We start from the raw sequence: 12,534 nt of genomic DNA on the forward strand, positions 1-12,534 counted from the left end.
ATACATATGAGCTAGAGAAAGTGGTATAAAGGAGGAAATCATGTTGTCGGATCAAGCACGGTGGGTTGATTGGGAAGCGGAGAAAGTTACTTCACACTTTCATGTAGATCCTACACTCGGACTTAATGAAAAAGAAGTGGAAGCACGACTAAAGGAAGTGGGGCCTAATCAGCTAGTAGAAGGGGAGAAAACGTCATATTTATCTGTATTTATAGCCCAATTTAAAGACTTTATGGTCTGGGTCTTACTTGTTGCGACCATTATTTCTGGTTTGTTGGGTGAATATACAGATGCGATTGCGATTATTGCTATTGTTATCATAAATGCTATCTTGGGATTTGTTCAAGAAGTACGGGCAGAACGTTCATTAAGTGCACTTAAAAAGTTATCCGCTCCAACAGCTCGTGTCCTCAGAGAAGGACAGTGGACTCGTGTTGATGCTTCTAGGCTGGTTCCTGGAGATATCATTAGTTTAGAAAGCGGAGATCGTATACCTGCAGATCTACGCTTCTTAAAAGCAGAGAATTTATATATTGAAGAGTCGGCTTTAACAGGGGAGTCCGTTCCGGTTCAAAAGATATCTGCAAAGCTATCGAAAGCGGATGTTCCTCTAGGAGATCGTAAAAATATGGGTTATATGGGCACCATGGTGGTTCGTGGCACAGGAACCGGAATTGTGGTTTCTACAGGAATGGCCACGGAAATGGGACGGATTGCCCATTTGATTGAGAGTACGGAAGAGATGGAAACTCCGCTGCAGCATCGTTTGGAACAACTAGGAAAAGTTCTTGTCATCGTTGCTTTGATGCTTACAGCATTAGTGGTGGTAACGGGGATTTTACATGGGCATGATGGATATAAAATGTTTTTAGCAGGTGTAAGCCTAGCCGTTGCAGCCATTCCCGAGGGATTGCCGGCGATTGTGACGATCGCTTTAGCATTAGGGGTTCAACGAATGATAAAAAAGCGTGCGATTGTACGAAAACTACCTTCTGTTGAAACTCTAGGTTGTGCGACCGTTATCTGTTCTGATAAAACAGGAACCTTAACTCAAAACAAAATGACAGTCACACATATTTGGACGGATAATCATGTTGTTCAAGTTTCGGGGAGAGGGTATCAGCCAGAAGGTCAATTTCTCCACGAGAATAAAGAACTGAATTTATCAACGACCCCGTCTTTGCGAAGGTTACTAGAGATTGCTGTACTTTGTAATAATGCCCAGTTAATCTGCAAGAAAGCAAAAGGTGGACTGCTTCGAAGAAAGCAAGAAGATTGGGGGATTGACGGAGACCCCACTGAGGGAGCATTATTGGTAGCAGGAGCTAAGGGAGGATTCTCCCAAAGCGGAATGAGTCATGAATGGAAGCGGATCAAAGAATATCCATTTGATTCAGAGCGGAAAATGATGTCAGTGATCGCGATGAATCAGCGTGGCAAGCAATTCGTATTTACCAAGGGTGCACCAGATATTTTATTAGCTCGTTGTACCCAAATTTATCACCAAGGGAAAATCATGGCTTTAACACCAACTATACGAGCAGAAGTGCTAAAGAAAAATGATGAGTTAGCGCGGATGGCCCTTCGAAATTTGGCCTTTGCCTATAAGGAGTTAACACCACAAGAAGCATCATCCAGAAGTTCTCATGTGGAACAAGGTTTAACCTTTGTGGGACTTGCTGGAATGATTGATCCACCTCGTGAAGAAGCAAAAGAAGCGATTCGTGTATGTCGGCGTGCCGGCATTAAAACGGTCATGATTACAGGAGATCATCAAACGACTGCCGAAGCGATAGCGGTGGAGCTAGGGATTAAGCAGCCAAATGGACTTACTATCAATGGACAAGATCTTAATTCGATTAAAGAAAAGGAATTCTTGCAAAAGGTGAATGACATCGATGTTTATGCAAGAGTTTCTCCCGAACATAAACTCAAGATTGTGAAAGCCCTGCAAGAGAAAGGACATGTTGTGGCGATGACAGGAGATGGGGTTAATGATGCCCCAGCGATCAAAGCTGCCAATATCGGTATTGCGATGGGTGTTACTGGTACAGATGTATCAAAAGAAGCCTCTTCTTTAATTTTGGCGGATGATAATTTTGCGACGATTGTTTCTGCAGTTGAAGAAGGGCGTCATATCTATGATAATATCCGAAAGTTTATCAGTTACTTATTGGCCAGTAATGTGGGGGAAATATTGGTCATGTTTTTAGCGATGCTAGGTGGATTTCCTTTGCCTCTTGTACCCATCCAAATTCTCTGGGTTAACCTGGTTACTGATGGTTTACCAGCGATGGCTTTAGGAGTAGATCCCGCTGAAGAGGATACCATGTCACGACCGCCCCGAGATAGTAAAGAAAGTATTTTTGCGCGCAGAGTGGGTTGGAAAATTGTCACACGTGGACTTTTAATTGGGCTATGTTCGCTCGCAGCATTTTGGATTACCTATACGGAATATCCAGAAAATCTGGTTCTTGCACAAACAGTAGCATTTGCTACCTTAGTTATGTCACAATTGGTTTATGTGTTCGATTGTCGGTCGGCTGGTTCAATTTTTAGTCGCACGCCTTTTGATAATAAACCGTTATTACTCGCTGTTGTTTCTTCGATTCTCTTGTTACTGGTCGTGATTTATTACACACCGTTACAGCCTATATTCCATACAGTGCCCCTAGGTATTCGTGAATGGATCTTAATCTGTGTTACTTCTGTCTTACCTGTAAATATTGCAGGAATCTTAGATCAAATTCGACCTGTAAGAAAGCTAATTAATGGATAGTCCATTTTATCATTTGCTAGGAGTGTTGATTTACATAATAATGGAAGTTGTAGAGGGTTTATAGTCGAAAATGCCTCTTTACTTGGCCTATTTTGGTTAATCAACACTACTAATTTCTCGATCTGATCATCTTGATCATTTAAGGTGCAATTTTGATCGTACAACTTGAGGTGAGAACATCAATGCAATTTACCAAAATGCATGGACTAATGAATGATTTTGTCATTACCATACATGATACAATCCCTGCTAATGTAGAGCAATTAGCAAGGACGATTTGTCATAGGAGAATAGGAATTGGTGCTGACGGGCTTGTATTTATTCTTCCATCTGAGTTAGCTGAGTTCCGCATGCGTATTTTTAATGCGGATGGCTCAGAGTCGGAGCAATGTGGGAATGCTCTACGCTGTGTTGCTAAATATTATGCCGAAAGAATAGTGACTACTAAGCCAAGTCAATGTACAGTCGAAACAGGGATTGGGATACAAAAAGTTTGGCTTGAATATAGAAATCACCAAGTTACACAGATTCGTGTAGATATGGGGGAGCCTATCTTACAGGCGGAGCAAGTTCCAGTTCTTCACCAAGAGCCCATAGTCATTCGCCAACCGATTCAAGCCGGATCACATACTTTCCATTTTACGGCAGTCTCTATGGGGAACCCTCATGCTGTAATTGAAGTGGAAGATCCTTATCAGATCCCACTTGAAACTTGGGGACCATTGTTAGAAAAACATGAATGGTTTCCACGACGTACCAATGTGGAATTTATTTCGATTCAGTCCCCCCATGAGATGACAATGCGTGTATGGGAGAGAGGTGCTGGTGAAACGATGGCCTGTGGTTCAGGGGCTTGTGCAGTGGTTGTAGCAGGAGTGCTGACGGAAAGATGTGATCGTAAAGTCACTGTTCACTTAAGAGGTGGCGATTTAGAGATTGACTGGAATGAGGAAGACCGCCATGTCTATATGACCGGACCAGCTGAGTACATTTTCGAAGGAAATTGGGTATCAAAAACGAATATTTAATATAAAAAAAAACCGCCTTTTTGGCGGTTTTTTTGCGTTCTAAGCAGCTCTTCTTGCTCTTCTCTTTCTTTTCTTTCTACCCATGACGATCAACAAGACAATGACAAAGATGATAATAATTCCCCAAGTGAACGGATTAGGGATATCTTTAGCCATATAAATATGATTATCACCAGTCGGATTCATCTTCCAAGTTAAGGTTTTTCCATCTTCGGAAACACTTGTTGCATTATGGTCGGTTGCCTCTACAGGTAAGGTTAAAATAAAGCGTAAGTTCATTTTATCAAAGACTATTTTTTTAAACTGTTCAGGAATGTTATTCAGTGCAGTACTTTGCATTTTGGATGGATCAAAGTGAGCATCTAGTTTGAGTGTGGAAAAGAATAATCCCCAGTCAATGGAATAACCAGAACCACTTCCATTCGTATTGGCTAGGGTTGTCGAATTTTGTAAAGAAGCTGCTTGTGTCGTTGCCCATTGATAAGCCGCTTGTAAATCACTACCTAAGCTGGTAGGAGGTTCTTTAATAAAATTATCTACATTTTTCGTAGCTTTCCAGCCTTTTTTCTCACCTTGTGTTATTTCTTGAATCTGAAAGCCTTGCTGTGCCAACTTTTCTTTCGTTTGATTGATTTGGTTGTTTTGTGTACCAGACATGAATTGATTGGCTAACTCAGATGTTAAAAAGGTTAATTCATATGTACCTGACAAATCAGCATTTAACTTAACATGTGCATCAACATCGACACAGCCTGTAAGTAAAATAGCAAACAATACACAAATAAGAATTGTAAGAGGTAATTTCTTTTTATTCAATATCATTTCTCCTTCTTAATATCATCACTGGATAAACAATTATGAAGAGCAGCTTGCCTAAGTATATTCGTATTTTATACTAACTGAACGAGAGGGACAACTAAATAAAAATGAAGTGATTTTCTTTGTTTCTTTAAGAAAAAACTGAAATAAAGCCCTATAAAGATAATGTTCGTATATGAATTGTTCGATGATTTGTCGAATTAGACTTTATAATCGACTTCGTCACTTTTGGTGTAATGATCTCAACGACCTTCATTTTTTTTTAATGGGAATATATGTAGAGTTCAGGGCTGATCATAAGTGGTAAGTATCAAGAGGTATCTTTGATAGAGCCATCTATGGCTAAACAAGAATCCGTCTTATTTTCATACTATTATGATAAATTATATCGAACTTGACGACTAGCGAAAACAGTTGTAATCTGTACATGTGATATATATACAGTATAAACGGAGAGTACAATATAAACGATGTTCGATCTGGATAGAGGTGGGACATGAAAATTATTATTAGCAATTCATCATCAGATCCGATTTATGAGCAAATCGCCAAGCAAATTCGTGATGACATCCTAAAAGGAAAGCTGATGGGTGGTGATGTATTACCTTCCATTCGAGTGTTAGCCAAAGAGCTCGGAATTAGTGTGATTACCACAAAGCGTGCCTATGAAAAATTAGAGCAAGAAGGATTTGTGGAAACAGTAGGAGGTAAAGGGACTTATGTTGCAGAGCAAAATAAAGATTTAATCAGAGAAAGACAGCTTCGTATTTTAGAAGAAAAAATCGTTGAAATGATAGAGGTAAGTAAAACAGTAGACATTACTTATGAAGAGTTATTGCAAATGATTCGTGTGATTTATCAGGAGGTTGAATAATGACACTCGCATTAGAAGTTAACCATGTAAGTAAAGCATATCAAGATTTTATGATCGAAGATTTAAGTTTTTCGGTTCCAAAAGGTTACATTATGGGATTAATTGGTCCCAATGGTGCAGGGAAAAGTACAACCATTAAAATGATCTTAAATTTAGTGAAGAAGGATCGGGGATCTATCAAAATTTTTGGATTCGATCATATCGAGCATGAAATAAAAGTGAGAGAACGGATTGGAATGGTATTTGATGAAAATCATTTTTATGAAGATTTAACTTGCGCGCAAGTGAAAAAAATAATTGCTCGATTCTATAAGAATTGGGATGAGCGTATTTACCACAACTATATGAAACAGTTTCAATTGCCACATGATAAAAAAGTCAAAGAACTATCTAAAGGAATGAAAATGAAATTTGCGATTGCTATGGCTTTATCACATCATGCGGAGTTGATCATTATGGATGAACCGACAGCTGGATTAGATCCAATTGTCCGAAGTGAAGTTTTGGATATTTTACAAGAGATTGTACTGGATGAGAATAAATCGGTTTTATTTTCCACACATATCACGACGGATTTGGAGAAAATTGCTGATTATTTAACTTTTATTCATGATGGGCAAGTCGTTTTTTCTGAGGCGAAAGATGATGTTCTTGAACATTATTGGCTGGTCAAGGGGGATGATTCCTTGCTCGATCAAGACCGTAGGCATTTATTTGTAGGGATTAGAAAATCGGACTATGGCTTTGTCGGCTTAACGAGAGATGTGGAGCAAGTTAGGGGAAGCTTGAAAAATTCGGTTATTTATGAAAAACCATCACTGGAAGAAATTATGATCTATACGGTTAAAAAGGGGTGATGATTTGATGCTAAATCTATTGATCAAGGATATATCTATTCAGCTGAAAACAATTCTCTTCTTTCTATGTTTTACTATTGGAAGTTTTATTTTTCTTGAAGTAAATGTTTATATGATCATACCGATTTTGAGTGCTATTTTACTAACTGTCGGCTCAGTTGGGATAGAAGAAAAAAACAATAGTGAAAAATTAGTGCTTAGTCTCCCCTTGAAACGTTCTACCATCGTATTAAGTAAATATATGAGTGTTATGATTTACTTTGGAGGAGGAATGCTCCTCGCTGTTTTATTTGGGAGCTTATTGGTAAAGATCGGGATCGCCAGAGTACTTAAATATGTGTCTTTTGATGACGTCATTCTATCTCTGATGATTACGATCTTGTATGCATCTTTGTATTTACCGATTATATTTAAACTGGGTTATAAGCAATCACGGCTCTACGTTTTTATGATGGTCATGCTTCCTTCAATGGCTACCTTGATCATAAGCGATTATCCTGATCTTACGAAGAAACTGGTTTGGTTGTCCTATGTACCGCATAAAATGCTGATGTTTGGAGTGTTTCTATTCCTTTTCATGATCTATGGTATTTCCATGTTCTTTTCCGTTCGATTCTATGAAAAGCGGGATTTCTAAGAAGTGCATAAAATAAATATAGACAAAAACAAGCCATTAAAATAAGGAGATGGCTTGTTTTTGTTTTATATTTGATTGAAATTTTGTTTCAAATGATGCTACATTGCTCTAAATAATTAATTATTGACATAAATAGATAAATTATTATTATTAATGAGAAGATATGAATGGAATAGCTAAATAGGACTATTTAGTCAATAGGCTTATGTAAAAAGAATATTAAGGTGTATCTGTATTTTTTTATGGAGGAAGAAAATGAGTTTATTTCGTAGGAAAAGTATTGAAAGTCTTGTCCAAGATAGCTGTCAGAAAAGCAAGCTTAAGCAGGAATTGGGAGCTTTGGATTTGATATTTTTGGGAATAGGTGCCATGATTGGAACTGGAATTTTTGTATTGACAGGAATCGAATCTTTAAAGTCAGGCCCTGCATTGCCAATCTCTCTTATTCTTGCGGGAATTGCTTGTATACTAGTAGCATTGGCTTATGCAGAGTTAGCTTCAATATTCCCAGTAACTGGATCTGCTTATACTTATACTTATGCTACTTTCGGTGAAATGATTGCTTGGATCATCGGTTGGAATCTGATATTGGAGTATCTATTTGTAGTTAGTTTCGTATCGGTAGAGTGGTCAGGATATGTTCAGCTTTTACTCTCGGGACTTGGGATACACTTATCGACTGCTTTCGCTGCTGCTCCATTTTCGATCCCCTTTGCAGATACGTATTTTAATTTACCTGCATTTACAATCATTATGTATGTTACTTTTATACTAGCGCAGGGGACAAGTAGTTTAAAGCGTATCAATCATATGATGGTAATCATTAAGGTAAGCGTTATTCTTCTATTTGTGATAGTGGCAGTTTGGTATGTGAAGCCTGACAATTGGAAGCCATTTACCCCATTTGGTTATGGTGGTGTTATGACAGCAGCAGATTCGGTCTTCTTTGCTTATATCGGTTTTGATGCGATCGTTTCAGCAGCTGAAGAGACAAAAAACCCTAAAAAGGATTTGCCCAAAGGCTTACTCATCTCTTTGGGAATCTGTATTTGCTTATATACCATGGTTACGGCAGTTATGACAGGGATTGTTCCCTTTCAAATGTATGAGATTAACTTGTCGTGGCCTATTGCTTTGGTATTAGAAACTACGGGACAAAATTGGATAGCGGGTTTTATTGATTTAGGAGCTATTTTGGGTATGACCACAATTTTACTGGTCATGTTATATGGACAAACTCGGATATTTTTTGCGATGTCTCGTGATGGGCTTTTGCCTAAACGCTTTTCACAGGTTAATGAAAAGCATCGTGCGCCAGTTCAGGCAACATGGCTGCTAGGAACGATCGCAGCTTTCGCTGGTGGAATACTACCTCTTAGTAAGCTTTCTGAACTTATCAACATGGGTTCTCTTTTTGCTTTTACATTGGTATGTATAGTAGTCATTGTGCTTCGATATAGTAACCCTGATTTACCACGCGCTTTTCGAAGTCCAGGTGTTCCCATATTACCTTTGATAGGGGCAGGTATCTGTATTTTTCTAATGAAGGACTTACATCTACGAACATGGCTAGTCTTTGGTGTTTGGTCATGCTTGGGACTGATCATTTATTTTACATATTCAAGAAAAAATGCTGTCATGGGTAAAGAGAGTTCAAAAAGATAGAAGGAAAATAAAGTGAGCGTTTTTCATTGTAAGAGAGAATCGTTAATGAGGGAGTTTTATTTAAAAACCCCTCGTTCTTTTTATTTATTTTCCCTATAATAAAAATAGATAGTATATTGGTTTTATTTAAAAATTTCTGGGAGTGAGGTCTGAGTATGAAGCGCTTTCTAGTCATGCTAACCAGTATCATCTTATTGATTGGTATGCAGTTTCCTAGCTCTGTACAGGCTAAACCTAGTGATTATTCCGAATTTAATCAAAAGTTTAAACAAGGAACAGAAATTCCTGGTGTAGATGGTTATTGGGTTCCTTAAGGGCTTACCTATTATCCACAAAAAAACTGGTTGATCACTTCAAACTACTATAATAATGGCAAAAAGAATTCGCCAAAGACAGCGATGATTGCCATTATTGATTTATCATCGAAAAAATTAGTGAATACGATTCAGTTAATAGAGCTAGGTGGTCCAGGAGCAATAAAGCATAGAGGACATGTCGGAGGTATTACCATTGCTGGTGACTATCTCTGGATTTCTTCGACTATTGGTGATTTAAAGTATCTATATTCGTTGTCTTTAAGTAAAGTAGAGCAAGCAAAAAATGGTGACTTAGTTAAAATGGATAGAAAGTATGGTGTGCGTGCTGCTTCAGCGATTACTTATAAAAATGGCGAACTATGGTTGGTAGAATATAAGAAAGGCTCTTGTAAAAAGGACTATAGTCATAAAAATAGTTCTGCGAAGTTGTATCGTTATAAAGTGAATACAGACGGTAGTATCAAAAAAGTTGGCGATTTTAAAATCCCTGATAGAGTACAAGTAATGATGATCACGGATACAGAGTTTTTCTTTAGCCGTTCTTGTGGACGTACAAATCCGAGTGATCTGACTATCTATAAGAATCAAAACGGCAAATTAGGAAAGTTTGTTAAATCAGTAAAAATGCCACCAATGTCGGAAGGGATCGTACAAGTAGTCCCAACTATTTTGTTGAGAGTCAAATATGAGTTACAATTTTATGAAATAATTAATATTCAATAAATAACTCTCGTGTTTCGTTATTATTTTTTGTATTATGGGAATGTACTGTCCGTTTTGGATGTCCAACAAACAGCTTTTTTGGAGGTCTGGTATATGAAACGTTCTTTAGCAATCCTAACGAGTCTAAGTTTACTAGTTTGTTTGCAGCTTCCGAGCACTACAGTCGCTGGTGCTGGTAAATATGATCATTTCAAAAAAACATTTAAAAAAGGACCACAAATTCCCGGTACATCGAAGGATAGCTACAAGTGGGTTCCTCAAGGGCTTACTTATTACCCACAAAAGAAATGGATGTTAACCTCTAGCTATTGGCATGATGCTAAGAAGAAAACGAAAAAGCCAAGTACCATTTCGATTATTGATCTACCATCTAAAAAATTTTTACGAAACTTTTACTTACTTGAACCCAATGGTTCCAAACATATGGGCCATGTTGGAGGTATTACTGTTAGTAATAATTACTTATGGATCGCTTCATCTGTTAGTGGTGGGTCCTATCTATACCGTATCTCTATAAGTAAGGTGGAAAAAGCAAAAGATGGCGTATCAGTAAAAGCGGATAAAAAGTTTAAAGTACCGACATCCTCTACCATTACTTCTAAAAATGGACAACTCTGGATCGGACAATATACTAAAGGGGCCTCATGTGCATACGATAATAAGAAGACTAGTAACTTATATCGTTACTCTGTGGATTCCAAAGGTAATATCAAACTAGTAACTCAATATAAAATACCTGACCAAGTACAAGGAATGATGATCACAGACGATCAGTTCTTCTTTAGTCGCTCTTGCGGACGTAAAAATGAAAGTTATCTGAGTATCTATAACAAATCAAATGGAGGACCTGGAGGACTGAAAAAATCGATCAGAATGTTACCAATGTCTGAGGGAATTGTGCAAGTAGGAAGTAATATGTATGTGAACTTTGAATCTTGGTCGCCACTGTATCGATTGGGCGAAGATGGAAATGGGAAAGCAGTAGAGCCAACGAAATACATTCATTATGTCCATATTAAAACGGTACAGCGTTAAACAGTTGATCGAAGTAAAACTTCTATGGATAAAAAAGTCTAGTATCGGCAAGAATCGATACTAGACTTTTTTGCTTTACGAATAACCCTATCTATCATCTTATCCTCTAACTAAACGAAGTCGTTTTAAGATGGGAAGCAAACGACCACCCATCGGCATGAGCCGCACTTCGCTTTCATCTAAAGCTTTGGTTAAGAAGAGGGCAAGGAAGAAGATGATCGCACCTAAAATCCCTAAACCAATACTAATGCCCGTATTGAGTACCCGATCGGTTAATTGGGCTGCATCGAATACAAAATGCTCCAGTACATAATAGGAAAAGAATAGACCGATCGACATAATGATCCCACTGAGTGTCGGTTTGAAAAAGAGACGGAAAAGCTTGACTTTCGCTTGTGATTTTTCAAGAACCGCCCACATATTTAAAATACAGATGACCAGATAGCAGATAACCATGGATAGAGCTGATCCTGCTATACCAATGATCGGTATGTAGATAAAGTTTCCAATCACTTTTACTACTCCACCAATAAGCATATTCCGAACAGGGATTTGATTATGCCCCATCCCTTGTAAGATACCTGTACTCGCTGTAGCAACTGTACTAAAAATAGCTGCAAAAGCTAATACAGCGACGGGAAATGCTCCTTTTGCATCTTTGTACATCATAATATTAAGAGGGCTTGCTAACATAGTAACCATTAAACTCATCGGTAAGCTCATAATATAAGTCATTTTCCAAGCTTGGGAAATAGTTCGTCCTACAGCATCCATCTCTTTTTTGGTGATATAAGCCGTTATGGCTGGTACTAAGGTTAGTGAAATAGCCGTTGAGAAGGATTGAATTAAGTTGACAAAAGGTTCTCCCCGACCATAGATACCAAATAAAGTGATGGCCTCAGAGGGACTATGTCCCATCCATTGTAAGATACGAGGGACGGTAGCAGAGTCCATCAGCTGAATTAAAGGGAAAACGAGCTGTCCTAATGTGATGGGTAGTGAGAAAATCAGAATTTTTTTAATTAATCCCCCGATTGGTTCAGGTTCGGTAGAGGGTTGTTCCTGCACTTTTTTACGCCACTCGCGTTTATCACGAAACTGATAGCCAAGGACAATGAGTAAACCGGCAATAGCTCCGAAAAGAGCCCCTGAGGTAGCACCAGCAGAAGCTACTTCGGCAGAAGCACCCGTTTTGACTAAATAGTAAATTAAAATAATCATCGTTATGACGCGAAAGAATTGTTCGATCACTTGCGAAATTCCGGTTGGCATCATATTTTGATATCCTTGAAAGTATCCGCGTATGACAGCCATAGAGGGTACGAAAATAATCGTAATGGCGAGTACTTGTAACGACATTTTAGTTGCTGGGACTTCTAAAATCGTAGTTGCGATAAATTCAGCTCCGAAAAAGAGAATGGCTGCAATGACCAAACCTGTAATGGTAAGAATGATCGATGCCGCTGTTTGAACACGTCGAGCATTCAGATGATCATTTTTCGATATACGTTCGGAGACAAACTTTGAAACGGTGAGTGGAACCCCAGCAGAAGCAATCATCAATAAAAAGGAGTAAAACGGAAAAGATGCTTTATATAAGCCGACGATCTCATCTCCGGCAATATTTTGGAATGGAACCCAAAAAAGAGCCCCCATCAAGCGAGATATGAGTATCGCAAGACTTAATATGAGTGTACCTTTGACAATCTTATTAGCCATGTATGCTACTTCCTTCTGCTATAGATTAAACACTTTTCCTATTTTAGCAGCTTTCGAGAATAAAGCATATAAAGCAACTTA

At 38.3% G+C, this 12,534-nt stretch carries 11 protein-coding genes; 9 read left to right on the top strand and 2 right to left on the bottom strand.

The genetic code is table 11. The features are described from left to right. Positions 1-40 precede the first annotated feature (40 nt). Complete coding sequence (locus DL897_RS03615) at positions 41-2,779, top strand: calcium-translocating P-type ATPase, SERCA-type (RefSeq protein WP_113657787.1); 2,739 nt, start codon at positions 41-43, stop codon at positions 2,777-2,779. Positions 2,780-2,961: 182 nt separating this feature from the next. Next, on the top strand, positions 2,962-3,807 hold the full coding sequence (dapF, locus tag DL897_RS03620) for a diaminopimelate epimerase (protein ID WP_113657788.1): 846 nt from the start codon (positions 2,962-2,964) through the stop codon (positions 3,805-3,807). Positions 3,808-3,846: 39 nt separating this feature from the next. Here the strand turns inward: dapF and DL897_RS03625 are convergent, their stop codons facing one another. Beyond that, a complete protein-coding gene (locus DL897_RS03625) occupies positions 3,847-4,623 on the bottom strand; it encodes a DUF3153 domain-containing protein (protein WP_168188627.1) in 777 nt (258 codons plus the stop codon). A gap of 499 nt (positions 4,624-5,122) precedes the next feature. Here DL897_RS03625 and DL897_RS03630 point away from each other — a divergent pair, with 499 nt between their 5' ends. From DL897_RS03630 to DL897_RS03655, 7 genes are all read left to right on the top strand, one after another. After that, positions 5,123-5,500, top strand: a complete 378-nt coding sequence (locus DL897_RS03630; RefSeq protein ID WP_113657790.1) for a GntR family transcriptional regulator — start codon at positions 5,123-5,125, stop codon at positions 5,498-5,500. Further along, positions 5,500-6,357, top strand: coding sequence for an ABC transporter ATP-binding protein (locus DL897_RS03635; RefSeq protein ID WP_113657791.1), 858 nt, complete (start codon positions 5,500-5,502; stop codon positions 6,355-6,357). The genes DL897_RS03630 and DL897_RS03635 overlap by 1 nt, the downstream gene beginning before the upstream one ends. A gap of 7 nt (positions 6,358-6,364) precedes the next feature. Then, on the top strand, positions 6,365-6,994 hold the full coding sequence (locus DL897_RS03640; RefSeq protein ID WP_113657792.1) for an ABC-2 transporter permease: 630 nt from the start codon (positions 6,365-6,367) through the stop codon (positions 6,992-6,994). Between the two features lie 255 nt (positions 6,995-7,249). Then, positions 7,250-8,659 (top strand): amino acid permease, encoded by a 1,410-nt coding sequence (locus DL897_RS03645; protein WP_113657793.1) that lies wholly within the window; start codon positions 7,250-7,252, stop codon positions 8,657-8,659. A 155-nt stretch (positions 8,660-8,814) separates the two neighbouring features. Then, positions 8,815-8,973, top strand: coding sequence for a hypothetical protein (locus DL897_RS18110; RefSeq protein WP_168188628.1), 159 nt, complete (start codon positions 8,815-8,817; stop codon positions 8,971-8,973). Positions 8,974-9,057: 84 nt separating this feature from the next. After that, on the top strand, positions 9,058-9,699 hold the full coding sequence (locus tag DL897_RS03650; protein ID WP_145962186.1) for a hypothetical protein: 642 nt from the start codon (positions 9,058-9,060) through the stop codon (positions 9,697-9,699). A gap of 93 nt (positions 9,700-9,792) precedes the next feature. After that, on the top strand, positions 9,793-10,734 hold the full coding sequence (locus DL897_RS03655; RefSeq protein WP_113657795.1) for a hypothetical protein: 942 nt from the start codon (positions 9,793-9,795) through the stop codon (positions 10,732-10,734). Positions 10,735-10,833: 99 nt separating this feature from the next. On the opposite strand, the gene DL897_RS03660 is transcribed toward DL897_RS03655, so the two are convergent. Further along, positions 10,834-12,453: a putative polysaccharide biosynthesis protein gene (locus tag DL897_RS03660; RefSeq protein WP_113657796.1), complete on the bottom strand. Its 1,620-nt coding sequence runs from the start codon at positions 12,451-12,453 to the stop codon at positions 10,834-10,836. Positions 12,454-12,534: the final 81 nt, after the last annotated feature.

The organism is Thermoflavimicrobium daqui, assembly GCF_003313465.1.
Lineage (GTDB): Bacteria > Bacillota > Bacilli > Thermoactinomycetales > Thermoactinomycetaceae > Thermoflavimicrobium > Thermoflavimicrobium daqui.